Source organism: Romboutsia faecis (assembly GCF_014323405.1).
In the GTDB taxonomy this organism is placed as follows: domain Bacteria; phylum Bacillota; class Clostridia; order Peptostreptococcales; family Peptostreptococcaceae; genus Romboutsia_E; species Romboutsia_E faecis.
The window spans coordinates 1-25,970 of the sequence record NZ_JACRWE010000005.1 but is presented as its reverse complement, the minus strand read 5'-3'; the positions used below and the strand labels follow the sequence as shown (position 1 = coordinate 25,970).

General features: G+C 28.7%; 22 protein-coding genes, 2 rRNA genes and 1 riboswitch. Of the genes, 3 read left to right on the top strand and 21 right to left on the bottom strand.

Annotation, left to right across the window (positions count from 1 at the left end; all coding sequences use genetic code 11):
- Positions 1-5 precede the first annotated feature (5 nt).
- Positions 6-737 (bottom strand): YkgJ family cysteine cluster protein, encoded by a 732-nt coding sequence (locus H8923_RS11600; protein WP_153971967.1) that lies wholly within the window; start codon positions 735-737, stop codon positions 6-8.
- Between the two features lie 86 nt (positions 738-823).
- Here H8923_RS11600 and H8923_RS11595 point away from each other — a divergent pair, with 86 nt between their 5' ends.
- Positions 824-1,075: a hypothetical protein gene (locus H8923_RS11595; RefSeq protein ID WP_153971968.1), complete on the top strand. Its 252-nt coding sequence runs from the start codon at positions 824-826 to the stop codon at positions 1,073-1,075.
- A gap of 272 nt (positions 1,076-1,347) precedes the next feature.
- On the top strand, positions 1,348-1,683 hold the full coding sequence (locus H8923_RS11590) for a hypothetical protein (RefSeq protein WP_153971969.1): 336 nt from the start codon (positions 1,348-1,350) through the stop codon (positions 1,681-1,683).
- 96 nt (positions 1,684-1,779) lie between these two features.
- Here the strand turns inward: H8923_RS11590 and adhE are convergent, their stop codons facing one another.
- From adhE to H8923_RS11575, 3 genes are all read right to left on the bottom strand, one after another.
- A complete protein-coding gene (adhE, locus tag H8923_RS11585; protein ID WP_153971970.1) occupies positions 1,780-4,401 on the bottom strand; it encodes a bifunctional acetaldehyde-CoA/alcohol dehydrogenase in 2,622 nt (873 codons plus the stop codon).
- A 388-nt stretch (positions 4,402-4,789) separates the two neighbouring features.
- Complete coding sequence (locus H8923_RS11580; RefSeq protein ID WP_153971971.1) at positions 4,790-5,452, bottom strand: B3/B4 domain-containing protein; 663 nt, start codon at positions 5,450-5,452, stop codon at positions 4,790-4,792.
- 4 nt (positions 5,453-5,456) lie between these two features.
- Complete coding sequence (locus tag H8923_RS11575) at positions 5,457-6,059, bottom strand: DUF4230 domain-containing protein (protein ID WP_153971972.1); 603 nt, start codon at positions 6,057-6,059, stop codon at positions 5,457-5,459.
- 109 nt (positions 6,060-6,168) lie between these two features.
- Between H8923_RS11575 and H8923_RS11570 the strand changes: the two genes are divergently transcribed.
- Positions 6,169-7,764 (top strand): putative manganese-dependent inorganic diphosphatase, encoded by a 1,596-nt coding sequence (locus H8923_RS11570; RefSeq protein WP_153971973.1) that lies wholly within the window; start codon positions 6,169-6,171, stop codon positions 7,762-7,764.
- A gap of 277 nt (positions 7,765-8,041) precedes the next feature.
- Here H8923_RS11570 and H8923_RS11565 read toward each other — a convergent pair whose 3' ends face one another.
- From H8923_RS11565 to H8923_RS11485, 17 genes are all read right to left on the bottom strand, one after another.
- Entirely contained in the window at positions 8,042-8,566 is a 525-nt protein-coding gene (locus H8923_RS11565; protein ID WP_147542171.1) for a peptidylprolyl isomerase, read from the bottom strand.
- Positions 8,567-8,745: 179 nt separating this feature from the next.
- Positions 8,746-9,351, bottom strand: coding sequence for an AAA family ATPase (locus H8923_RS11560; protein WP_153971974.1), 606 nt, complete (start codon positions 9,349-9,351; stop codon positions 8,746-8,748).
- Positions 9,352-9,479: 128 nt separating this feature from the next.
- Complete coding sequence (locus H8923_RS11555; protein WP_153971975.1) at positions 9,480-10,232, bottom strand: patatin-like phospholipase family protein; 753 nt, start codon at positions 10,230-10,232, stop codon at positions 9,480-9,482.
- A gap of 15 nt (positions 10,233-10,247) precedes the next feature.
- Positions 10,248-11,546, bottom strand: coding sequence for a M18 family aminopeptidase (locus H8923_RS11550; RefSeq protein ID WP_187127930.1), 1,299 nt, complete (start codon positions 11,544-11,546; stop codon positions 10,248-10,250).
- A 14-nt stretch (positions 11,547-11,560) separates the two neighbouring features.
- Positions 11,561-13,789, bottom strand: coding sequence for a DUF3553 domain-containing protein (locus H8923_RS11545; RefSeq protein WP_153971976.1), 2,229 nt, complete (start codon positions 13,787-13,789; stop codon positions 11,561-11,563).
- Positions 13,790-14,014: 225 nt separating this feature from the next.
- Positions 14,015-14,866 (bottom strand): ABC transporter ATP-binding protein, encoded by an 852-nt coding sequence (locus tag H8923_RS11540; RefSeq protein WP_153971977.1) that lies wholly within the window; start codon positions 14,864-14,866, stop codon positions 14,015-14,017.
- The gene (locus H8923_RS11535; RefSeq protein ID WP_153971978.1) at positions 14,856-15,791 is read right to left on the bottom strand and encodes an ABC transporter ATP-binding protein; all 936 of its coding nucleotides are present in this window, start codon (positions 15,789-15,791) and stop codon (positions 14,856-14,858) included. Before H8923_RS11535 ends, H8923_RS11540 begins: the two co-directional genes overlap by 11 nt.
- 9 nt (positions 15,792-15,800) lie before the next feature.
- A complete protein-coding gene (locus H8923_RS11530) occupies positions 15,801-16,670 on the bottom strand; it encodes an ABC transporter permease (protein ID WP_153971979.1) in 870 nt (289 codons plus the stop codon).
- Complete coding sequence (locus tag H8923_RS11525) at positions 16,670-17,662, bottom strand: ABC transporter permease (protein WP_153971980.1); 993 nt, start codon at positions 17,660-17,662, stop codon at positions 16,670-16,672. The genes H8923_RS11530 and H8923_RS11525 overlap by 1 nt, the downstream gene beginning before the upstream one ends.
- 77 nt (positions 17,663-17,739) lie before the next feature.
- Positions 17,740-19,377: an ABC transporter substrate-binding protein gene (locus H8923_RS11520; protein WP_153971981.1), complete on the bottom strand. Its 1,638-nt coding sequence runs from the start codon at positions 19,375-19,377 to the stop codon at positions 17,740-17,742.
- Positions 19,378-19,619: 242 nt separating this feature from the next.
- A complete protein-coding gene (locus H8923_RS11515; protein WP_187127929.1) occupies positions 19,620-20,639 on the bottom strand; it encodes a BMP family lipoprotein in 1,020 nt (339 codons plus the stop codon).
- A gap of 174 nt (positions 20,640-20,813) precedes the next feature.
- Positions 20,814-21,632, bottom strand: a complete 819-nt coding sequence (locus H8923_RS11510) for an energy-coupling factor ABC transporter ATP-binding protein (RefSeq protein ID WP_153971982.1) — start codon at positions 21,630-21,632, stop codon at positions 20,814-20,816.
- The gene (cbiQ, locus tag H8923_RS11505) at positions 21,625-22,323 is read right to left on the bottom strand and encodes a cobalt ECF transporter T component CbiQ (protein WP_153971983.1); all 699 of its coding nucleotides are present in this window, start codon (positions 22,321-22,323) and stop codon (positions 21,625-21,627) included. The genes H8923_RS11510 and cbiQ overlap by 8 nt, the downstream gene beginning before the upstream one ends.
- Positions 22,324-22,447: 124 nt before the next feature.
- A riboswitch (cobalamin riboswitch) is annotated at positions 22,448-22,633 on the bottom strand.
- Between the two features lie 73 nt (positions 22,634-22,706).
- Positions 22,707-24,482: a vWA domain-containing protein gene (locus H8923_RS11500; protein ID WP_153971984.1), complete on the bottom strand. Its 1,776-nt coding sequence runs from the start codon at positions 24,480-24,482 to the stop codon at positions 22,707-22,709.
- A gap of 20 nt (positions 24,483-24,502) precedes the next feature.
- Entirely contained in the window at positions 24,503-25,444 is a 942-nt protein-coding gene (locus H8923_RS11495; RefSeq protein ID WP_153971985.1) for an AAA family ATPase, read from the bottom strand.
- Between the two features lie 206 nt (positions 25,445-25,650).
- Positions 25,651-25,767: ribosomal RNA gene (rrf, locus tag H8923_RS11490) — 5S ribosomal RNA — on the bottom strand.
- 84 nt (positions 25,768-25,851) lie between these two features.
- A 23S ribosomal RNA gene (locus H8923_RS11485) occupies positions 25,852-25,970 on the bottom strand; the annotation flags it as partial.

The window sequence follows — 25,970 nt, the reverse complement described above, 5'->3', positions numbered from 1 at the left end:
ACCACTTATCTTATCAATATTCTTTTTAATCTATTAATTGTTCTTTCTCTTATTTTTTCATCCTTAGAAACCCTTAGCTTTATATTGTAAGCTACATTCTGATGTAATAGTGATTCTATAAAATATTCTACAATTCCTCTATCTCTAAATTCTATATCTATAATTTCATTTGCAAAAAACCTTGAGTCTAAAGTCATTATTTCATCCGAAAAACTTAATCTTGTAGCTTTATCTAAATAATCTTTCTTAGGTTTAAAATTTTCACAGTATTTAATTTTAAAATTAACTACTTCATCGCTTATATCAAATCCATGTTTAGACTTCATAAGCTCTTGGTAGTCTTTATTTCTTTGAGTTACATTGTCTAAGTTTTTATTATAATCATCTTTTTTCCAATGACCAAATAATCTACAATTAAGAGGTCTTACCTCATAAATTAAGCATCTATTATTTTCATCTCTAAAAGGGCAACATCTTTTTTCTATGTACTCTAAGAAATAATAATCTAATATTCTATCTAATGATTCTTTTCTCAGTTTTTCTTTATCCTTTAAGTAATTATATATGTTTATAAATTCAACTAAATTTATTCCTACAGATTCATTACAACACTTACCACATCCAGTACACTCTCCACTTGGTAAAGTATTATATATACTATTCAATTTATCAAATAATTCATTTTCATGAGCAAAATCTATACATTTGTAAATATCTACTTTTTTTATACTAGTCATTATTATTACTCCTTGTTATAATTATTAGGTTAATACAAACAATTATTATAACACATTTTATATGATTAATCGTAGGAGGTAATTTTATGAATAGATATACAAAGATAATAAATATGATGGATAGTTATTTCGTTAAGGACTATGAGAAAACTAAAAAAGGAATAACTAAAAAAAGAGAAGTTAGAGAAGAAACAGTTCAAAAAGCATTTTTAAAAGGTGACTGTGAGGTTTTAGTTATTTTAGAAGATAGCTGTAGAGAAATTCTTATTGACGACTTTTCTTCTGATGAGGACATAAAAAAATATTTAGGTTCTAAGTTTATAAATCCTAAGAGATAGAGATTGTAAGTACAAATATATTTTAATTCTTTAAAATTAATAATAATTTTTTTATTTTTAATGTATAAAAAGTTATTATTGGACAATAATAGTTAATGAAAATTAAATATTTAACTCAATCTCCCCCAATTTTGAGCTTTCATTCCCCCAATGAAAGCTCTTTTTATTTCTTAAATAATCCACATAGTATATAAATATTTACTTTAGTATAGTTAATACTTTATATATAAGTTATAATTAGAAAGAATTTAAATAAAGCAGGGAGTGGCACCATGATAGAAATAGGAAATCTAAAATTAGATACAGATTTTGAATATAGAATAATAAGAGAAGAGGAAGGAGATATAGACTTATTTATAGATGTAAATTACCGTAGCTTAGATATCGACTGTGATGGGTGTAAGTTTTTCAATTCAAGAATTCAATTTCCTTTTGTAAGGTCATTAATTTTAAGAATAAATAAGGACAATCATCTAATGACAATACATTTAATGAGAGATATAGATCTATTCTCAGCCTTTGCCAACTTTGAATTTGATTACAAAAATTATATATTCAATATAAAAAATAACCAAGAAAAAGTACTTATTACAAGGACAAGTATTTAATTATAAAATAAGGGCCTTAATAGGCCCCTCTTTTATAATTAAATAATAATCTATATTATTTAATTATTTAATATTAATTTCAGAATTTTTAAATAATTACTTTTCTATAATTTGACCAAAAGCTGTTAAGTATATACCTTTTAATTCTTCAACTAATGGTAATCTTGGGTTAGCTGGAGTACACTGATCATCAAAAGCATCTAAAGATAATTTATCTACCTTTGCTAAAAATTGTTCTTCTAATACTCCACACTCTTTTATTGTCTTTGGTATATTTAATTCAACTAATAAGTTATTTACTGCATCTATTAAGCTTTGAACACCTTCTTCTACAGTATTTGCTTTTAATCCTAAGAATCTAGCTATTTCAGCGTATTTCTTATCTGCTACGAACTCTTTATATTTAGGGAACGCAACAAATTTAGAAGGTTTAGTAGCATTATACTTTATAACATGTGGTAATAATATAGCATTTGCTCTACCATGTGGTATATGGAACTCTCCACCTAATTTATGAGCTAATGAGTGGTTTACTCCTAAGAATGCATTTGTAAATGCCATACCTGCCATACAAGATGCGTTATGCATTTTTTCTCTTGCTTCTTTGTCATTTCCATTTCTATAAGCTTTTGGTAAGTAATCAAATACTAATTGTATTGCTTTTAATGCTAATGCATCTGTATAATCTGTTGCCATTATTGAAACGTATGCTTCTATAGCATGAGTTAATACGTCAACTCCTGTATCGGCTGTAACACCTGCTGGTACTGTCATAACTAAAGTTGGATCTATTATAGCCACATCTGGAGTTAACTCGTAGTCAGCTAAAGGATATTTCATATTATTTAATTTATCTGTAACAACTGCGAAAGAAGTAACTTCTGAACCAGTTCCTGAAGTAGTTGGTATTGCCACTAATTGCGCTTGTCTTCCTAATTTAGGGAACTTAAATACTCTCTTTCTTATATCTGCAAATTTTAATCTTAAATCATCAAAGTTAGCTTCTGGATTTTCGTAGAATAGCCACATAGCTTTAGCAGCATCCATTGCCGAACCTCCACCAAGAGCTATTATAGTGTCAGGCTTGAATTTTCTCATAGCTTCTGCACCATTTAACACTGTTTCTACTGATGGATCTGGCTCTACATCACAGAATACATCTATCATCACAGGATTTCTTCTTTTTCTTAATTGGTGATTTATTTTATCTACATTTCCTAACTGAACCATAACTCTATCAGTTACTATCATTACTCTATTAGCATTTGGTAATTTTTCTAAGTAGCTTATAGAACCAAATTCATGGTAGATTCTTTCTGGAACTTTGAACCATTGCATATTTACTTTTCTCATTGCAACTTTCTTAACATTGATTAAGTTACTTGCTGATACATTTTCTGTCGTTGAGTTATTCCCCATAGATCCACATCCTAACGTTAATGATGGTATATTTGCATTGTATATATCACCTATTGCCCCATGAGTAGAAGGTGCATTCACAAGTAATCTACCTGTTCTTACTCTTTTACTAAACTCTAATATTATATCATCATCGTTACAATGTATAACAGCTGAATGTCCTAGTCCTCCAAATTCAGTCATCTCTACACATTTTTGTATACCTTCTTGAGCATTTTTAACCTTGAAACAAGCAAGCACTGGACTTAACTTTTCTTTTGATAAAGGATCTTCCATTCCTACCTTTTCAAGTTCTGCAACTATCATTTTTGCATCTTTAGGAACATTTATCCCTGCCATTTGTCCTATTGTATATGGACTTTGTCCTACTATATTTGGATTTAATGAACAAGTTTCATTATTTATAACTAATCCTTGTAATTTTTCTTTTTCTTCTTTATTTACAAAGTAACATCCATAGTATTTCATTAAATCTGTTACTTCATTGTATATTTCTTCATCTATTATTACTGCTTGCTCAGAAGCACATATCATTCCATTATCGAAAGTTTTTGATAGTATTAAATCATTTACTGCTTGTTTTATATCTGCAGTTTTGTTTATATAGCAAGGAACATTTCCTGCTCCAACCCCAAGGGCTGGTTTTCCCGAAGAGTACGCTGATTTAACCATTCCTGGTCCACCAGTAGCAAGTATCACTGATACTCCGTCATGCTTCATTAATAAATTAGTAGCTTCTATTGATGGTTTTTCTATCCATTGTATACAGTCTTCTGGTGCTCCTGCTTTTACAGCTGCATCTCTTAATATTCTTGCTGCTTCTGAAGAACATTTTTGAGCTGATGGATGGAAGCTGAATATGATTGGGTTTCTACCCTTGATTGATATTAATGATTTAAACATTGTTGTAGAAGTTGGATTAGTAACTGGTGTTACTCCTGCAACTACACCTACTGGCTCAGCTATTAGCATATATCCTTCTTCTTCATTTTTTTCTATTACTCCAACAGTTTTATTGTATTTTATACTATTATAAATATATTCTGTAGCGAACATATTTTTAGTTACCTTATCTTCAAATATTCCCCTTTTAGTTTCATCTACTGCCATTTGTGCAAGTTCTATATGTTTATCTAAACCAGCCATTGACATTTCTCTAACTATAGTATCTATTGCATCTTGATCTAAGCTTAGCATAGCTTGTTTAGCCTTTTCTGCTTTTAGAACTAGCTCATCAATCATATTTTCAACACTGAATTCATTATCTACTACTTTTAGTTTTCTTGACTCTTTGCTCATTTTCGTATCCCCCATATAATTCATTTAAATACGTTAGTTATTTAACAAACTTTATTATATAAATTATGATACTTTAATTAAATATAAGTGTCAACAACTTTTGTTAATTTTTTTTCAATCTTTTTAATGAAAACGTTTCTTTTTATATTACCTTTATAAAGCTGTATTTTTTAATACTTTTAGGTCTTTTTTCTAAGTAATATATTGAATTCTTTATTTTGTATACAAAATATTTTTATAATTTTTACTTCTCTTTCGATTGTTAAATTTTATACATTAATACTTGTATACTATTAATTTTCTATAAACTTTTATAAAATTTAATAAGCAAAATAAAAATGTGGTGAGATAATTTCACCACATATCATAGTAAATACTATATTCAACTTTAGTAAGTCACTTTTTTATCAATTATCACAGCATCTGCATACTTTTCTAATAAATCTATCGCATAATCTAAATATCTATTTAGTTCTTCGTCTTTGTCAAAAGCTATAATATTCATAAGTATATGGTTAGTATCTGATGTTATCATTGCCCTTTCTGAATCTGATGTAGTACTTCCAAATTTCCCAATTTCATCTTCAAATACAGGTAGATTTTCTAAATTAATTGAGCCTCTACCAATGCCATCATATCTCTGATTTTCTCCACCTATAGTGAAAATAATTTCTTTTCCTAATTTGCTTAAATCATAAGTCCCAACTGAATAAAAACTTTCTAGTGATATTAAATTATTTATATCTACTACGTTATTTACTTTATATAAATCCATACCTTTTACTACTCTTTTAGCAAGTGATTCAGATGAAAGTCTATATCTACTTGGATCCTTTCCTAACTTTTTATATGCGATTCTAGAAGTCTCTATATTTTTTATTTTCAATACTTCATCTTTCTTTATATTATTTTTTATTTCTTCGCATTTATCATTTATAATTTTCCATAAATGCTCATCTCCATCTCTAACAGATACTTTAGCTTCTATTGATGCTACAGTGGTGTTTGGACATTTTTCTTTTAACTTATCGCTTATCTTAATGTTTATCATATATTTACTCCTTTTTAAAAGATACATTTATTTCTTCATAGCCAATATTCTTTAATAAATTAATTAAACTTGCTTTTGTATTTTCTTTTATTTCTTCCATAAACCCTTCTTTCAATATCTTATCTTCATATTCCTTCTTATATTTACTTATATCAGATAATATATCATTTGTACCCATTTTATTAAAAATAGAATTTTTAATATCATATACATATAAATTTTCGTCATCTATGTAGTGATTCAATATTCTACACTGATCTACTTCTATTTTTATTTTCTTTCCTGTATTCTCAATTATTGTTATATCTTCTGGTTTTATTCCTCCATTAATAACTCCTTCATATTTAATTATAAAAGACTGCTCTGTAAAAGGAATTTTTATATCATTTATACTCTTATCTTTTTTTACTGCTACTATATTGCTATAAGTGTATTTAACCGTATTCAAATCTAAAACTTGGCTTATAGTAGATAGTACTTTTGTATTATCATTGTATTTACTATTTTCTTTACCTAATATTCTTATACTCAATACTACTGTTATTATGATTAACAAAATGGGTAATAATAGAATTACTTTATTATTTTTTTTCTTTTTTATCAACAAATATATGCCTCCTTTTGGTATAATATTTAAGAATTAAATTTAGTCTTAACCTATTATCAAGATGATTTTAGTTAATTTAATAATTACTTTTATGAAAGGAGTTTTTTTAATGACATTATTAGTTTTCGGGCATAAGAATCCAGATACAGATTCAATATGCTCATCAATTTCATTAACATACCTAAAAAATCAATTAGGTGAAAACGCAATTGCTTGCGCCTTAGGAAAGCCAAGAAAAGAAGCTCAATTTGCTTTAAATTACTTCAAAGTAGATGCTCCTAAGATATTAGACAACGTAAAAATACAAGTTAAGGATTTAAGCTACAACAAAGTTAATGCTTTAACTCCATCAGCTTCTGTACTTGAAGCATACTCTCTTATGAGTGATAAAGGTGTTAAAACTTTACCTATCGTATCTGAAGATAAGAAGTTCGAAGGAATAGTTACAATGAAGGAAATTGCTGAGAGCCTTCTTCATCAACATTTTAATACTATACATACTTCTATAACAAATATATGCAAAAACCTTAATGGTTCAGTCCTTGTAAATTGTGACGAAGAGGTAACAGGAAGAGTAGTTACTTTATCGTTTAACATGGATACAGTAATGGACCTTTTATGTGAAGGTGATATTGCTATAGTTGGAAATAGATATGACATGATTGAATACGCTATTGATACAAAAGTTAAACTTTTAGTTGTAACTGGTGGTACTATTATACATGATGAATTATTAGCTCTTGCTAAGCAAAATAAAGTATCAATTATTACTGTTGATTCGGATACTTACAAAACATCAAATATAATAAATCAATCTAATTACTTATCAGATATAATAACTAAAGAAGATTTAATTATCTTCAATGAGAGTGATTACGCTGATGATGTTAAGGAAACTATGTTAAACACTAACTTCAGATCTTATCCTGTAGTTGATGACAATAATAACTTCTTAGGGTTAGTTGCTAGAGAGCACCTTTTAAATCCAACTAAGAAAAATGTAGTATTAGTTGATCACAATGAAGTTGCTCAGAGTGCCGATGGTATAGAAGAAGCTAACTTAGTTGAAATAGTTGATCATCATAAAATAGGTGGAATATCTACTGATGTTCCTGTATCTATAAGAGTTATGCCTGTTGGATGTACTTGTACTATAATTTACAAAATGTTCAAAGAGCATAATGTTGAAATACCTAAATCTATAGCTGGTTTATTATTATCTGCTATATTATCAGATACTTTAATATTTAAATCTCCAACTACTACTGAACTAGACAAACAAGCTTGTGAAGAATTAAGTAAAATAGCTGGAGTTGACATGGAATCTTACGGAATGGAAATGTTCAAGTTCGGAACTTCTTTAGATGAATATAGCATAGAAGAAATAGTAAATATGGACTTTAAAGAATTTAGTATGAGCGGAAAAAGAGTAGGTATAGGTCAAGTATTTACTTTAGATATAGAGTCTATATTTGCTAAGCAAGATCAATTCTTATCTTATATAAACTCTACTGACTATGATATGTTAGTTCTTGCTGTAACTGATATAATAAAAGAAGGTTCTTACTTAATATACAAAGCAGAAGATAAGTTAATATCTGAAGCATTTAATGTAGAAAGTACTCAAGGAGTATTTGCTCCAGGAGTAGTTTCTAGAAAGAAACAATTAGTACCAAACTTAACAACTGCTGTTAGAAATATGTAATATAAATATCTATATATAAAACAAAAAGGTGAACTCTTATGAGCTCACCTTTTTTCGAAACTATCATTTAATAGTCTCTTTTATAAATCATGTTGTTTCTTTGCTTTGATTCACTTCGAACGTGTAATCAACTAAACTGGTTTAACAATAATATTTCTTACTTTTTTAAATATGTTTTTTGGTTTTTATGTTTTTAGGATTTATTACCTTACTATTTTATACGAAATTCGACATAAAGTAAACATAAAATATCAATACATTTAAAATTAAATTATAATTACATTTTTTCTACATCTGAATAGTCTTGTCCAAATGTTTCTACTGTAACAGTCTTCATAACTTGAGGCTCTTTAGGCTTGTCCATTCTATCTGTTCTTGTATTTGCTATTTCATCTACTACATCCATACCTTCTATTACTCTACCAAAAGAAGCATATTCTCTATCTAAGTGTGGAGATGTTTGATGCATTATAAAGAACTGAGAACCTGCTGAATTAGGAACCATTGTTCTAGCCATCGATAATACTCCTCTTTCATGCTTTAAATTGTTAGTGAATCCATTGTTAGTGAATTCTCCTTTTATAGAATATCCTGGTCCACCCATTCCATTTCCGTTAGGGCATCCACCTTGAATCATAAATCCAGGTATTACTCTGTGGAATCCTACTCCATTGTAGTATCCTTTTTCTATTAAGCTAACAAAATTTTTAACAGTGTTTGGAGCTATATTTGGATATAACTCTGCTACTATTTTCTTACCATTTTCCATTTCTATAGTTACTATTGGGTTTTTATTTTCCATTGTAATTATTCATCCTTTCAAAAAATTATGTATATCATATATATTATATACTAACACCGCAAAAAATAAAGCTAGTATTAACCATATAAAGTAAAATATTAAATATAGATATAAAAAGGTGGTAAATATAAATTATACCCAATCTACATATACCACCATATTATCAAGTTTATATAAAATTATTTAGATTTTGTCTTTTCTTTTTCATTTAATTGAGGTGTCTCTTTATAATCAATTTCTAATAAATCTAATATTTGTTTAGCTCTATCTTTTGTAGAACCTTTTACTTCTATAAAGTTTATATTTTCCGCTTTTAAGAAGCTTAATATAGCGTCATCTATTTGTAATGCTATCCCTTCATCTTGCCATCTAACACCATCTTGAACATACCCAAACTCTCTTGGTACATAAACTATCATATCATAGTTTTGTATATCTTCTAATGCAAGTGAATATAAGTCCTTAAGTATCTCTATTTCTTTTTTGCTTCTTTCTTTGTTACCTAACATAAATCTTCCATATATGTACGGTACAAAAGTAGCATAATCTGTAAGAGCATAGTCAAAGTTTGCTAGTTCATCTTCTAATTTCTTTTGACCTAAGTATATTCCATATTGCTCAGATATTGTTTCTATCATACCTTTATCTTTTAGGTACTCTGTAGAGTATTCTAAAGCATATCCTGCATTTAATCCAGCTATTTTCATTTCAACATATAAATGTTGTATTAATGTTGTTTTTCCACACCTTGGACCACCTAAAACGGCGATTCTCTTAGTTGCCATATTTATATCAACTCCATGTCTGTTTTTGTCATATTTGAAGAACTTTTATATTATACTAATATTTTGATTTTTATTCAATACATTTAATACAATTCTATTAATTTACATGTAATCGTTCATCTATCTAACTAATTATTTATATTTAATGTTTTCCCTATATCATATCCTTCTTTAAACATTTTCTCACAGAACTCTTTATTAAATTTAAGAGTGTCTTGACTAGTAAGTATAGTTTTAGGTCTAACTACTTCTAATTTATTTTCATCAATTTTTAATTTTATATCATCTGGTATAGTATAATCTTGTCTAGTTGATATAATTATAATTTTATCTAAGCTATCATTTATTAAAGGCTCTATTAGGGTATTCCTTACTAGGCCTCCATCTAAATTACAACCTTCATATAAATTTTCATTTACATCTTTTATAAATTGATCTCTTAAATTTAAAGCTCCTTTTGGATTAAACGGTAACAATGAACTATATTTTATATAATCCATTGCTTTTAATTTGTCCACAATCGATATATCTTTTACTTCTTCTTTTATTTGTTTATTATTTATATTCACATAATTCACATAAAACTTAGGATTTTCTTTAGAATTATTATCAAGTTCATCTAATATTTCTATTAATTTAGAATTATCCACAACATTATTTACTATTTTTATATTATTTTCTGAATTTTCTTCAATATTTATCCACATATCTTCTAATTTTTCAACATTTCCTGTGAATACAAAATATCCATTTATTGCTCCTATAGAAGTTCCTGATATAGATGCAAACTTATTTACTCCTCTATCATATAATGATTTTATAACACCAGCCTGATAAGAACCCTTTGCACCTCCACCTGAGAGGCATAATCCTATTCTCATAATATCTCTCCTTATCTAAAGTTTAAAAAATGTAACGAATGTTTTATATATGCTATAATGATCTAAAATGCTGCCTAGTTCTCTTATCGAATGCATTGCAAGTATTGGACTTCCTATATCTACTGATGGTATATCTATATGAGTAGATGATATTGGACCAATTGTACTTCCACCTCTTTCATCTGATCTGTTTACAAATTCTTGATATTCAACATTCGATTCTTTGCATATATTTTTATAAACTGATGCTGAATAAGCATCACTCGTATACGATTGATTTGCATTTATTTTAATAACGGGACCTTTCCCCAATGCTGGTCTATTAGTTGGATCATGTTTTTCTGACATATTAGGATGTACCCCATGTGCTAAATCAGCAGATATAATAAAAGATGAGTATATTGATGTAAAGAACTCTTCCCTTGTTTTTCCTAATGATATACATATTCTCTCTAATATATTTAATAACATATTAGAATCTGCTCCTTGCTTAGTAGAACTTCCAACTTCTTCATTATCAAATATTGAAATTAAACTTATTCCATACTTTCCACTAGTATTTATAAGTGCATTTAAACTAGCATGTGCCATAGATAAATTATCTAGCCTACCTGTAGATATAAACTCTTCGTTAATTCCCATCAAACATCCCTTTTCATATTCATATAAGAATAAATCAAAATCTAATATTTCTTCTACTTCAACCTTTAGTTCTTTAGCTATTTCTTTTAGTAAAAAGTTATCTTTTTCTAGAGTATCATTTATTAATCCTACTAAAGGTAGCATATCCTTTTGCTTATTGTACTTATATCCATCATTTATACTTTTATTTAAATGTATTGCTACATTAGGTATTATACAAATAGGTTTTCTTAAGTCCACAAGTTTTTCTTCTGGATTTAGTATATTTTTACTTTTTATAACTACTCTACCTGCTATTGATAATGGTCTGTCTAGCCATGTATTCAAAATAGGACCACCATAGCATTCTGTATTTAATTTTAAATATGTATTTTCTACACTCATTTGAGCATTAGGTTTTATTCTAAACGAAGGTGAATCCGAATGAGAAGCTATCATTCGGAATCCTTCTTTTTCTATATTGTTAGAATTTATTATAAAAGCTATTAATGCTGATGAATTTTTTGTTACATAATACTTTCCTTTAACTTTTAAATTCCATTTTTCATTTAATTTAATCTCTTTAAATCCATTCTTTTCTAATATATCTATAGATGTTTTTACTGCATGAAAAGAAGTTGGGCTATCATATATATAATCTAATAAATCCTTAGCAAAATCTTTTGTATCCACAATAAGCCTCCTTATTATAATAAGTCTAAAGTTGTATATTCCTTATTTATAGTCTTTAGACCTTGATTATCAAATGCAATTGTTACGTCAGTACCTTTCATCATAACTACTGTACCTACACCAAATTTCGGATGATGAACCTTTGATCCTGGCTTGATATCGTCTATGTTTGTTTCCTTAGTAGTATCTTTGACTGTTGCATTTACTTTCTTCGCTATAGATGACTTTTGTACATTATTCATATACTTTTTAGTATATTTATCTAAAATATTATAATTAGCCTTAGAATAACTCAGTTCATTTTCTGCCTTATTAAGTCTTTCTATACATTCTCCTGGTAATTCTTCCATAAATCTAGAAGCTATAGATGGATTAGTTTTACCATATAAAGTTCTCTTTTGAGTTAAAGTCATGTATAATTCTTCTTTAGCTCTTGTTATACCAACATAACAAAGCCTTCTTTCTTCTTCTATATCTGAATCTCTCATAGAAGTTATTGCTCTTGATATTGGGAATAACTTTTCTTCCATACCAGTTAAAAATACAACTGGGAACTCTAGCCCCTTAGATGTATGTATAGTCATTAAAGAAACTTTATCATCTTCTTCATCATCACTAGCTTCTGAAGTAAGAGCTACTGTTGTTAAGAAAGTTTCTAAATCTTTTTCTTCACTATTTTGTTCAAATTCTAAAGCTACAGATATGAATTCTTTTAAGTTTTCTATTCTATCTTCAGATTCTTCTTTTTTGCTATCTTTTTGTAATTCATCTATATATCCTGAAGTGTCTAGTACTTTCTCTATTAACTTACTTACTGGATAGACTTCCTTTATAGTTCTTAATGTACCCATTAAGTCAACAAAGTCACTAATACTTTTTCTTGCCTTACTAGATATATCTGAGTTACTTTCTATATCTATAAGAACAGAGTATAAACTTTCTTGTTTCAAACTTGCTCTATCTTCTACTTTTTCTATTGTTCTAAGACCTATACCTCTTCTAGGAACATTTATAATTCTCTTTAGAGATATATCATCTTGTGGATTTTGTATAACCCTTAGATAGGCTATTAAATCTTTTATTTCTTTTCTTTCATAGAACTTTGTTCCACCATATATATTGTATGGAATTTGGCTTCTATTTAATGCATCTTCCACTGGACGGGCCTGTGCATTTGCTCTATAAAGAACTGCAAAATCACTGAACTTTCTTCTGTCTCTTCTCTTTAATCTAGATATAGTATCTGCTATAAATTCAGCTTCATCTAGCTCATCCGTAGCTAATTGAATTTTTATTAGCTCTCCGTCCTTTTTCTCACTCCAAAGCTTTTTTCTTTTTCTTTCTATATTATTAGATATTACAGTATTTGCTGCATCCAGAATTATTTGTGTTGATCTATAGTTTTGCTCTAGCTTTACTACATGAACATCATCATAGTCTTTTTCGAACTCAAGAATATTTCTTATATCAGCTCCTCTCCAACCATATATACTTTGGTCATCATCACCAACAACACATATATTTTGATGCTGTCTTGCTAACATTTTTATTAACTCATATTGTGCCTTACTTGTATCTTGATACTCATCAACCATTATATATTTAAATCTACTTCTATAGAATTCTAATGTTTCTGGGTCTTCTTTAAATAATTCGACAGTCTTGTATATTAAATCATCAAAATCTAATGCACTATTTCTTTTTAAACGATCTTGATATAGAGCGTATATATCAGCTATTTTAGAGTTTCTTACATCATCTCTATACAATTGTTTAAATTGAGCTGGACTCAATAACTTATCTTTAGCTCCAGATATTGTGCTTATAACTGATTTAGGTTCAAATACTTTATCACTTAAATTTAATTCTTTTAAGCAGTCTTTTACTAATGTTACTTGATCCGAACTATCATATATAACGAAACTTCTATTGTATCCTATTCTATTTATACCTTTTCTTAATATACGAACACAGCAAGAATGGAATGTTGTTATCCACATATCCTTAGTATCAAGTTCTGTAATAGTTTCTTCTACTCTTTCTCTCATTTCCGTAGCGGCTTTATTTGTAAATGTTATGGCTAATATATTTGCAGCTTGAACATTTTTATCTTCCATTAAATGTGCTATTCTTGTTGTTAAAACTCTTGTCTTTCCTGACCCTGCTCCTGCTAATATAAGTACAGGTCCTTCTGTTTTTTCAACAGCTTCTCTCTGGGCAGGATTTAATGTATCTAAGTTCATTTATTTCCTCCTATTTAAAACAATATAAATATATTTTAATCTAAATCTAATGTTTATTCAAATTTTAAGTAAAATAGTAATATTATAATCTTTTCCAATATAGAGTTCTTCTAAAAGAAATAACACAACATTTTTACTTTAATCATTATTTTTTCATAATTAAAAAAGATATACCATAAGTAATCTTTATCTATTACTTGTGGTATATCTATATTACTTTTCATTTTAACTCTTAGCATGTGTATGAGTATGTCCATGACCAATATTATTGTCATGTTCATGTATATGTTCATGTTCATGAACATGACTTCCCGTTATGCCACTATCATGATTATGATCATGCCCCATACCTTTTATATGGTCATGAAGATGACCATGGTTATGAGTGTGAAGATGTACGTGATCTTTATCCTGGGAATTTTCATAGATTTTATCTTTACTATAGTACCCATTTTCATATATATCATGATGCATTGCAAACTCAGTTAAATCTACTATTCTAGTGCATATTCTATCGACTAAAGCTTTTTCATGACTTATAACAACCATGCCAATATTATATTTTTTTACATGTTCTAATACCACACCCCATATTTGAGCTTGAGTAATTGCATCGAGCATAGTTGTCATTTCATCAGCTATTAAAAACTTTGTATCTTTAGATAAAGCTCTTAATACACAAAATCTTTGTAGCTCTCCTCCAGAAAGTTCACTTGGCCATCTGTTTAACCATTCGTCCTTAATTCCCATTGAATCAATCAATTCCTTTGATGGCTCAAAAGCTTCACTTATTATTTTGCTCATTTTCCACTTTGGATTTACTGACTTTTCGGGGTGTTGGAATATTAGTTGAACAGGATTGTACTTGTTTTTTTTACTCTTATATCCCTCTATAAGCACGCTTCCACTTTCAGGTTTTTCATAACCTGCTAATATCTTCGCTAATGTAGTTTTTCCAAAACCACTTGGAGCTACCAAGCCTACTATTTCACCGCTATTTATTTCAAAATCTATATCCTTTAATATATATCTGTCATCTCTGTATTTAAAATTTATACCTTTTGCTTTAAGTTGCATATAAACATCTCACCATCCCATTTCTAACTTCTTTCGAATCTGGCCTTATCATTTTACAACTATCAGAAGCTTCTTCACATCTATCGCAGAATAAACAACCTTTTGGTAATTCATTTGGCAGTGGCTGATTTCCCTTTATTGGTTTAAATCCATTTTGAGGCAAAGCTTTATAAAGTGCTTTTGTATATGGGTGTCTAAGATTTTCTCCACCATTTTCAAAATCTTTTACATTTGCTATTTCTAAAGTTGTTCCAGCATAGAATATAGCAATTTTATCAGCAATTTTAAGTGCTGCTTCTATGTCATGAGTTATCATAAGAACTGCACACCCATTATCTGCTATATCTCTAAAATTTTGTAATGCTTCATTAAGTGATTTTTCATCTAGACCAGGAGTTGGCTCGTCTGCAATTATAACCTTTGTATCAGATACTAAAGCAGTAGATAATAATACTTTTCTCGCCATTCCTCCAGATAGTTGGAACGGATAATATTTATCTACATTTTTATCTAATCCATATTTATTAAATATTTTTCTTTGAATTTTATCTGCATTTGTTTTATCCTTTATAGATATTTTTACCTGTTTAGATACTTGCATCAATGGGTCTAAGTAATTAACTGATTGAGGAATTAAAACTATTTCATCTCCTCTTAATTTTTCTTTATCTTTTTGAGTTAATTCTTTATTTTTATAAGTTATAGAACCTTCTGTAGTAGAGTTATCTGGAAGTATTCCAAGAATTGCATGAGCCAATAAACTTTTACCTGAACCACTTGACCCTACTACTGCTAATATTTCTCCTTCATACAATTCTACATCAAGATTTGTTATAACCTTTAGGTCTCTTCTTCTTAATCCTTTTGTATATTGAGAAAAAGAAACTCCTAAATCTTTAACTTTTAATATTGGTTCCTTTTTCATTCTTTCCTCCTATTTATAAGCTGTTTTTGGATTTATTAATTGGCTAAATTTTTTCCCTATATTATCTACCATAAGCGAAACTATAACTAAGCTTAGACCTGGGAAAAATGCTAGCCACCATTTTCCACTACTTAAATACTTCATTGCTTCTGATAAAATTATTCCGATTGCTGGTTCATGTGGCGGTAATCCAAAACCAAGGAACGTAACAGATGCTTCATGTAAAACTGCATGTGGGAATATTAATACTATCCCTATCAGTAATTGAGGTATTATATGAGGTAATATGTGATGAATAGCTATGTATAAATTAGACTTACCAAAATTTCTAGATATTTTAGCATAATCTGATTCTCTAATTTGCATAACTTCAGCTCTTATTACCCTAGTCAAGGAAGGCCAGTGAGTTAGAGATACACCTAATACAATTCCTTTTAATCCTCCGCCTACAGATATTGATATAAGTATTACAACTAATGTGTGAGGAACAGATAATACTAAATCTATAAACCAAGTTATAAAAGAATCCACCTTATTACCTAGGGTTGCTCCTAGTACACCTAGCGTTAGTGCTATAACTCCACTTATACATGAAGATAATAATCCTATTTTCATGCTCAAACTCAAACCTTTAAGAGTTCGATATAACATATTTCTGCCTACCCAATCGGTACCAAATAAATACTCTAAACTTGGAGCTTGATTTTTATTAAGAAGATTTATAGCTATTTGTTCTTCTGTTATCATACTTCCAAATAACATTATTCCCGCTAAAAATAATGTGAATATTCCTATAGACATTAATGTCTTTTCTCTTATTCCAAGTCTAATTTGGGATATTTTTTTATTTTCTACAAGTAGATTTCCAACTTCATTCATTATACTTGTTGTCCCTCCTTTATTCTTGGATCTATAACTCTATATAAAATATCTGCAATTAAATTTCCTGTATATACAAATATTAAGCTTATTATGACTATTCCCATTAAAAGAGGTAAGTCTCCCTTTAATCCTGCCTGTACAGTTGCCTGACCAAGCCCCGGGTACGAGAATACTTGCTCTGCAAATACAGCTCCTGCAAAAAGTTCACTAAAAGACAAAAATTGTAATGTTATTGCTGGTAAAGACACATTTTTTATAACATGGTTAAATACTATATTTTTTTTACTTTCTCCACGTGCTTTTGCAAAAAGTACATAGTCACTTGATAGTATTTCTATAACTTTTTCTCTAGTATGAAGACATATGTTAGCTACACCTAATATACTTAAAGTTAACGCCGGTAATATAAGGTGATTTATCATACTTTTAAGTGTTACCTCCTCCGATAATATGCCTATTGGAACTCCTAACCCTACAGGGAACCATTTTAATTTTACTGAAAATATCATAATAAATAATATTCCTAACCAGAATGTAGGTGTTGATATTAAAACATAACAATAAGACCTAATTGCTTTATCAATAAATTTTCCTTCATTTATTCCCGATATTATCCCCATAACAAATCCTAATACTCCTGATATAATCCATGCAACTAACATTAAGGCCAATGATGCTACAAACCTTTCTCCTATAACATCAACAACAGGTCTTCTATATATCATAGAAGTTCCCCAATCACCTTGAGCCATGGATTTAAACCAAGACATAAATCTTTCTACAGGTGGTTTATTTAATCCCCAATGCTCTGCTATATTTTCTCTTTGTTCCAAGCTCACTTTTGTATCTGCTCCAACGTAAGCAGTAACAGGATCAATTGGAGATTTTTCCATTAAGGCAAATGTAATTATACATAACGCAACCAAAAGAGATGCTAATCTTAATAACTTCTTAAATAGATATGGCAATAAGCTTTTACTATTTTTCATACAAAACTTCCTTTCTTTATAATCCACAACAGGACATTCCCTATTTGAGAATGTCCTATTATCATAACCTACTTAATTTATTTCCAACTCCACTCAGTCACGTTATCGAATATTCTTCCTCCATGAGGTTGCACAACTGGAGTTCCTATATCTAAATCTTCGCTCATTATATAAACATGATTAACATTTACAAGCCAAGCATAAGTAGCATCCCCTTTATTGGAAAATCCTGTAGTTCCATCCCATTGAGCTTTTTTCCAGAACTCTAAAGCTTCTTCTTCATTTTCACTTGCAAATGCTTTATCTATGTAACTATCAACTGTTTTATTCTTGTAATATCCAGCATTATCCCAAGGAATTCCTCCTCCTGCAGCTTTACTACTGTATAAGTTATATAATTCTGATGGATCACCTGAACCAAATCCAAATAAAACTGCTTCAGAATGTATTTCATCAACTATATTGTCCCAAGTTTTCATTTCTAAGTTAACCTTTATTCCTAATTCTTTAGCTACTTCTACAAAAGCTAACCCTATCTCTTGTCTATATTTACCATCTGTATATAATAATTTGAATTCAGCTTCAACACCATCTTTATCTATAGTTCCATCTGAGTTTGTATCTTCCCATCCACCGTCTTTTAATATTTCTTTAGCTTCATCAACTTTTCCATCTTCTTTTATAATAGTTTCTTCATTTAACCATGGCATCTTTTCCAGACCTGTAGTTGAAACTGTTCCATATCCATCTAGTACACCTTCTACTATGGATTCTCTATCTACTGCTATATTTAGTGCTTTTCTTATAGATTCATCACTTGTTACATCATTCCCTATAGGATTCCCATCTTTGTCCTTTTCACCACTTTTTTGCATAGGAAATTCTACACCAAATGTTTCTATTGTATCTAAATTAACTATTTTTGTACCTTCTACCTTTTCACCTGCTAAATCCCCTGTTATAGATGCCATATCAACATCTCCAGATTTTACAGCAGCATAGGCAGCATCAGTATCTAAAAATACCATCGTAAGCTTATCTACTTCAGCTTCATCACCATAGTAATCTTTATTTTTCTCAGCTATTACTTGTTGTCCTTTATCCCATTGAACAAATTTAAAAGGACCTGAACCTATTGGATTATCTGAAAAATCACTTCCATGTGCATGTTTTGGAACAATTCCTAAATAGGCTAACTTCTCCATAAATGTCGATTGTGGCTCTTTTAATTTAAAATCTATTGTATACTTATCTACAGCAGTTATATTTTCTAACATAGTTAGATCTATTTCAGATCCACTTTCTTTTGCAGTCTCATATGTATAAACAACATCTTCACTTGTTAAAGGCTCTCCATCAGTAAATTTTACATCTTCTCTTATTTTTACTGTCCAAGTTAATTTATCATCAGATACTTTATATTCAGTTGCTAAATCATTTTCCATTCCAAGCTCTTTATCCCTTTTAAATAATGAACTGAAAAATACTCTTGTCATCGATCCATGTCCACCTGTCGTAGCATCAAATCCAGCTTCTGGTTCACTTGCTACTGCAACTACTAGCTCATTATTTGCTTTTCTTTCATCTTTCACTTGAGAACCCGAACTAGATTTCTCACCTTTTGAACCAGTATTTGAACATCCTACTAAAACTGCTGCTGTTAGTGATATTGCTAACATTAAAGACATTGATTTCTTAAGTTTTTTTAATATCATATTTATCCCCCTGAGTTTTATTTATTATGAATAAGCATAAAAAAAGGTTTTTATATGCAATCCTATATAACTTTGTTTGATAATTAAAAGCTATATATTACATATAAAAACCTTCATGGCTCTCATTTATATTTCTCTTCTTTCATAGAAGCATTCTTTATATTTATATTGTTACACTATATCCTATATATTGCAAATATTTTTATAGTACATTTTATTTTAAATATCGACAATTAATTATACTATTTTAAAGTTATCTCTCCATTAATTATCTTTTGACTTTCAGCTTCGACAAAATCTAATACATCTTTTGAAACATTTTTACTTGTAGTAGGTGCTATGCCTACTCCACCTTCTTTTAACCCATAAACTGTAACTTGTCCACCTTCAAATTCACCTTTTGAAGCTTTTTCTATTATATCATATACTCCTATATCCACTCTCTTCATAGCTGAAGTTATTACATTCTTAGGCGCTAAACTATTTTGGTCCATATCTACACCTATTGCCAGTTTATCTTGCTCCTTAGCTGCTTCTATTGCTCCTGTGCCCACATTTCCAGCAGCTGAGAATATAACATCTACACCCTTTAAATACATTTGATTAGCTATAGATTTTCCTAAGCTAGCATCATCATAAGAGTTTGCATATTGAGATGATAATGTTACACCTTCTTTGCCTGCTTTTACACCTAATTCAAAACCTTCTTCAAATCTAGTTATATTAGGATCTTTCATTCCACCTATAAATCCGACTTTATTACTTTCTGTCATTTTGCTAGCTATTAGTCCAACTAAATAAGATACTTCCCTTTCATCAAAAGTAACACATGCCATATTATCAGGAATTTCTTTATCTTCTTCTTCATAATTATGATCTATCATAACAAATTTCATGTCTTTATGTAGCTCTGCTGCTTCTAACATCGACGCTGCAGTTGTATAACCTACCCCTATTATTAAATCAACCTCTTTATCTACAAAGTTCTCTATGTTAGGTTTATAATCAGCTTGTTGATTTGATTCTAGATAACTTCCTGTAACACCTAGTTTTTCTTTAGCCTTATTAAATCCTTCTAATGATGATTGATTAAAACTTTGGTCATTTGCTCCGCCTTCTCCTAAAACTACTCCTATTTCAAATTTCTCTTTATTTTCTACATCTTGCATATCATCATCTTTTGATGAACTACATCCTACTAACCCTAAAATAATTATTAGACTTAGGCCAGTTACAAAAATTGACTTTATTTTTTTATTCACGATAAACTTCCCCCTTAAGTATTTTAAATATACACATTAATTGTATCAGCTGTATATACAGTTGTAAACACAAAAATATCCCTAAAATTTTGGAGAAATTTTAGGGTACCTAAATTAAATAGGTTAAGGGTTATTTATTTATTCAATCTATATTAAAATAGGTTGAGGGCTAATTTAACGATTTACTATATTCTTTGAATTATGCCAAAAATCATATAAGTCCTCTTCAGTTTTGAACAATGGTAAATCTAGGTTTATATGAAGTTTTACTAACCAAGGTAATTCTAATCCTGCTTTTAATATTTTTTCTTCATCATTAAAAACTACATCAGTGCTACCTTCATTAATTATTTCACCTTGATCTAAAACATATATATAATCACATATTTCATATATCAAATTCATGTCATGGCTAGAAATAACAATTTTTACACCTTTACCTTTTAAATTATTTATAATTTCAACTATAGCTCTAGTACTGACTGGATCTAAGCCTGCAGTTGGTTCATCTAGTAAAATCATTTTATTTTCCATAGCTATAACTGAGGCTATAGCTACCCTTTTCTTTTGTCCGTAACTTAAAAAGTGTACAGGCATATCAATAAATTCTAATCCATTGACTGCTTCTAAAGCATTCATAATTCTTTTTTTAATAACATTTTCTTCTATACCTATATTTCTTAAAGCAAATGCTATATCATCATATACCATAGAATAAAATATTTGCTTTTCTGGATCTTGAAAAACAATCCCAACTTCTTTTCTTAACTCATATAGATTTCTTTTATTATATTTTATAGGCTCATTATTAAATAGTATACTACCTACGCTCGGCTTTAAAATACCCATCATATTCATAAATAAAGTCGATTTTCCAGAGCCATTAGTTCCTATTACACCTACTATATCACCTTTGCTAAAATCCATATTTATATTTGATAAAGCTAGTTTTTCTTTTTCATATTGATATGTAAGATTATTTATTTTAAACATATTGATCTCCTACTATATGGAATGTGTCATCATATAGTTTAACATCTAACGATATACACATTTCTTCATATCTAATCATCATTCTTTTATACAATAAATTACCTAACAGTCCAAAGGATTTATAAGATGTTTTTAAATTAATATATCCAAATCTTAATTCTTGAGACTTACGTATATCTGCTAACTCTTCCATAAATATAAATATAAATCTATAGATTAGCATAGATAATTCTAATATAATACTTGGAACATGTAATTTCTTAAATATTATTAATAATTGACTAAATGGTATTGTTAACATAATAAAGTATACACATGTTAAACACGACATTGATCTAAATAATATGTGTATTGATGTATTTATAGACTCATTTGAAAAACCTATATACCTTTGACCTATACTAAAACTTTTTATTAGTAAGGTTGAATCATTAGATATATTTATTATCGTCATCGCTATACTCATAAGCAGAAATATCATTGGTATCTTAAGTAGTTTAATGTAATCGTGTATATCTATATTAGCTATAGATACTATGATTATGCTCATTAATAAAATAATAAGTGATAAAAATATTAAATTTTTTATTAGCATAGAAGCAGCTAAAAAAACTAACCCTATTGCAAACTTTACATTCAGATTTTTATTTCTTAAACTATTTGAATAAGCATATTTATCTATTACTATCATATTAATTTCTTCTTTCTGTTTTGATTATAGTATAAAAATAGCCTAACTAATTGGTTAGGCATTAATTTCACAATATAGTCACTAAATACGTGACTTATCATAATCTTTTCCTCCCCGAAAAAGTTATTTAAATATATGATAGGCAGGTATCCTGACTTAGCTTCATCCTACTCCTTTTCCTTCCCGTGAGTTTAGTTATCACAGTGGTATTTTAAAAGTTTCGTCCACATTACAGTAACGGGGGCTGTAGAGGAATCGCACCTCTTTCCCTATTAATCTAAATTCTAGAACCCATCAATATTTGTATTTAATTTTTCTTACTAATAATGTATTTCTATATACTATTTTATATTCCTTCTTTTTTCTATCATTTTATACGTACATTAATTCCTAATTATTTTCTTTAAATACATAGAAACAATATCTGAGAATCTCTCTATATTTTTAGTATATATAAAATCTTTTCCATAAATCATTTTTTCAGCAATAAGTTCATTTTCTTTTCCTGTAAATACCCCAAGCACTAAAATTCCTTTTTGTCTAGCTAGCCTTACTTCATTAGCTGTATCTTTTATCGCTATTTTTCCTTTATATGTAGATTCTCCTCTTATACTTCTCTCTTTTTCTGCACCTATCTTTACATCATTAGGCTTTCCATCACTCAAAACAATTAAAACTTTATTTTCTTCTTCTCTTTCTATTAGGCCGTCACATATACACTTTATAGCTAACCCATCTCTATTGTTACCTGTACAAAAATATTCAAATATATTTTCATTTACGCTCACAGGATCCTTATAATCTCTAAATCTTTTTAATATAGTATAATCTAAGAAACTAGAGAATCCAGTCACCCTATTTGGTATTTTAGCCATAGTTAATGCACTGGCTATTATATATGCTTGTATTGCAACTCTATATTGATTCCTACTTTGTGAACCACTTGAATCTAAAAGTATATCTATTACATACCTTCCTTTTTCATTTTCTATATCTTTATAAAATATTTTATTATTACTACTTCTTCCAACTCTCCATGCTCTATTTGCATCTATAGTGCCACAATCAGAATAAACTCTATCATTTATACTTTCTTCAATTAGTATTCTAGATATATTTTCTGTTAATTTATTAATATTTCTTTTATAAGTTTTTATCTTTTCTCTATATTTCTTTAAATTATTTTCTTTATGCCTAGTTACATACTTTAATTGAAATACATTTTTACATTCTGATCTTAAAACACCTTCAGTAAAATGTACTCTGCAACCTTCATGAACATTTCTACAGTTTTTAGTTTCTACTTTTTTAATTTCACTTTTACTTAGATATGATTTCCCATAATAGTACTCTATCTTTTCATAAATTTTACTAGCAGTTTCTTCATCTATATAGATAACCCTATTAGATCTATTTCTGCTATCTGATAACTTACTTTCGCCTATACTTTCTACTAACATAGAGGATGATATTAAATCAATTTCATTTTCCATAAATGCCTCATCCTCATCATTATATAATTCTTCATACATAAAATCAGAAAATGTGTCAAAATCTATATCTATTTCCTTGTATTCTTTCGAATCACTTCGCTCATTTTTATCTAAATCATTAGCAATAGCATTAAAGTATTTCATATATATACTATCTAAATCTTTTAATATCTCTATTATTTCATTATTTAAATTAATATTCTTAATTTCATTGATTAATCTACGACTTAATCCATCTACAGAAGGATGCTTTCCCATTCCTTCTAATATAAATACATATTTTATCTTTTGCAAAATATTATCATTATATATTTTAGTAAATCTATTAATAATATCTCTATAGGCCTTGACTCTTATCTCTTCTATACCTGGCCTATCTTCAATAACTTTAGATTCTACTAAGTTATTGAAGACTATTTGTACTAAATCTAATATTATATCTTTTTCATAACCTTTACTTATCCTATGTATCAAATACTTTTTTACTATATTCCAATCTACATATTTTCTTCTAGCGCCTGCTATTATGCCAAAATATAAAGAAACTTCCTTTGATGAATAATCCTTTTCTGAAACTTCTATATCTTCACTATAGTCTCCAGAAATAGTCCATGCTAGATTATTAATCCTATTATCAAATTCATAATCATTATATATCCACTTCATAATATCCCCCATTGTGCCAATTATTTATAATTATGTACTTGGTTACATGGAAATATATCCTCGCTATTCCACTTTTCTGGAATCCTTGTTCTAATAACATCGCCAACGATTTCTTTTTCATATATATCAAAGGTTTTACTTGTCATACCCATATTAATTGCTTGTATAGGTTTTAGTCCTCTTTTTATAACTTTTAAAGATGCTATTAACCCCCTTAAGTCTATAGACTTTGTAGATATTTCTCCATTTTGAGATTTCAATTGTAAATCCAAAAATATACCTGCAAATTGATTTAATTTTTCTTTATCTGCATCTGGAAATTCATTATTTAAGATTAAATCCAATTTATCATATTCTATTGCTGGTATATCTACTACCATGAATCTAGATACTAGAGCTTCATTTAATTCTTTTGTACCTGCATATTCATAGTTCATAGTACCTATGAATCTTGTAGCTGGATGTAAATTAATTCTTTCATATCCTGGTACATCTATTATTCTTCTATAATCTAAAGCTGAGTGTAAAACTACAATCGCATCATTCTTAGCCATATTTATCTCATCAAAAACTCCAAACCCTCCATTAATAGAGCACTCATATACAGATCCTCTTCTTAATTTTACCTCGTTGTCTATAAAAGTATCTGTTCCTATCAATGTTGAACTATCTGTATTTATATGAAATGATGTATTCCATTGTGGTCTATTAAAAATCTCTGATAAATTATCTGCTAATAAATTCTTTCCAGTAGCTTTAGGCCCTGATAAAAGAATATTTTCACCTTCTAATATTGCTGATATGCACATTGATAAAATGTCTTTTCCATAAAAGTATGTATTAGATTTTGTTACTCTATATTCTAAATTCTTATCTAAGCTGTAGTATTTTCTAAAATATAATATATCTTCTATTAAACTTTCACTTATTCCTTGTTTTTTTAAATTCTGCACTATCTCCATTATTGTACCCCCAGTAGTAAATAAACTCTACTTTTATAGTAGCATAAAATTCTTCTCTGTATTTAAATAATATCTATTAATTAATATTATTATTCTTAAATAAAAAAGGCTCTCTATCAACTTTTCTTTATTAGAAAAGTTGATAGAGAGCAATCTTTTTTTATATAAATTCATTGATAATATAAAATAAAAATAAAAAAAAGATTACGTGGCTACGTCTTACTCTCCCAGGAGGTTGCCCCCCAAGTACCATCAGCGCTAAAGAGCTTAACTTCTGTGTTCGGAATGGGAACAGGTGTATCCTCTTTGCTATAGTAACCACATAATCTTTCGATTAACTTATATTAAGTTATGTTAGAGTTAATACTCTAAAAACTGCATATCATTTATGATTTAATCATTTAAGTTTGGTCAAGTCCTCGACCTATTAGTATCGGTAAGCTACATACATTACTGCACTTCCACCTCCGACCTATCAACCAGGTAGTCTTCCTGGGGTCTTACCCTTACGGTGGGAAATCTTATC

What these genes read in the sequence shown, in the direction of transcription:
- H8923_RS11600 (WP_153971967.1), bottom strand. Translation starts at nt 737, where the DNA reads ATGACTAGTATAAAAAAAGTAGATATTTACAAATGTATAGATTTTGCT.
- H8923_RS11595 (WP_153971968.1), top strand. Translation starts at nt 824, where the DNA reads ATGAATAGATATACAAAGATAATAAATATGATGGATAGTTATTTCGTT.
- H8923_RS11590 (WP_153971969.1), top strand. Translation starts at nt 1,348, where the DNA reads ATGATAGAAATAGGAAATCTAAAATTAGATACAGATTTTGAATATAGA.
- adhE (WP_153971970.1), bottom strand. Translation starts at nt 4,401, where the DNA reads ATGAGCAAAGAGTCAAGAAAACTAAAAGTAGTAGATAATGAATTCAGT.
- H8923_RS11580 (WP_153971971.1), bottom strand. Translation starts at nt 5,452, where the DNA reads ATGATAAACATTAAGATAAGCGATAAGTTAAAAGAAAAATGTCCAAAC.
- H8923_RS11570 (WP_153971973.1), top strand. Translation starts at nt 6,169, where the DNA reads ATGACATTATTAGTTTTCGGGCATAAGAATCCAGATACAGATTCAATA.
- H8923_RS11565 (WP_147542171.1), bottom strand. Translation starts at nt 8,566, where the DNA reads ATGGAAAATAAAAACCCAATAGTAACTATAGAAATGGAAAATGGTAAG.
- H8923_RS11560 (WP_153971974.1), bottom strand. Translation starts at nt 9,351, where the DNA reads ATGGCAACTAAGAGAATCGCCGTTTTAGGTGGTCCAAGGTGTGGAAAA.
- H8923_RS11555 (WP_153971975.1), bottom strand. Translation starts at nt 10,232, where the DNA reads ATGAGAATAGGATTATGCCTCTCAGGTGGAGGTGCAAAGGGTTCTTAT.
- H8923_RS11545 (WP_153971976.1), bottom strand. Translation starts at nt 13,789, where the DNA reads ATGAACTTAGATACATTAAATCCTGCCCAGAGAGAAGCTGTTGAAAAA.
- H8923_RS11540 (WP_153971977.1), bottom strand. Translation starts at nt 14,866, where the DNA reads ATGCAACTTAAAGCAAAAGGTATAAATTTTAAATACAGAGATGACAGA.
- H8923_RS11535 (WP_153971978.1), bottom strand. Translation starts at nt 15,791, where the DNA reads ATGAAAAAGGAACCAATATTAAAAGTTAAAGATTTAGGAGTTTCTTTT.
- H8923_RS11530 (WP_153971979.1), bottom strand. Translation starts at nt 16,670, where the DNA reads ATGAATGAAGTTGGAAATCTACTTGTAGAAAATAAAAAAATATCCCAA.
- H8923_RS11525 (WP_153971980.1), bottom strand. Translation starts at nt 17,662, where the DNA reads ATGAAAAATAGTAAAAGCTTATTGCCATATCTATTTAAGAAGTTATTA.
- H8923_RS11520 (WP_153971981.1), bottom strand. Translation starts at nt 19,377, where the DNA reads ATGATATTAAAAAAACTTAAGAAATCAATGTCTTTAATGTTAGCAATA.
- H8923_RS11510 (WP_153971982.1), bottom strand. Translation starts at nt 21,632, where the DNA reads ATGTTTAAAATAAATAATCTTACATATCAATATGAAAAAGAAAAACTA.
- cbiQ (WP_153971983.1), bottom strand. Translation starts at nt 22,323, where the DNA reads ATGATAGTAATAGATAAATATGCTTATTCAAATAGTTTAAGAAATAAA.
- H8923_RS11500 (WP_153971984.1), bottom strand. Translation starts at nt 24,482, where the DNA reads ATGAAGTGGATATATAATGATTATGAATTTGATAATAGGATTAATAAT.
- H8923_RS11495 (WP_153971985.1), bottom strand. Translation starts at nt 25,444, where the DNA reads ATGGAGATAGTGCAGAATTTAAAAAAACAAGGAATAAGTGAAAGTTTA.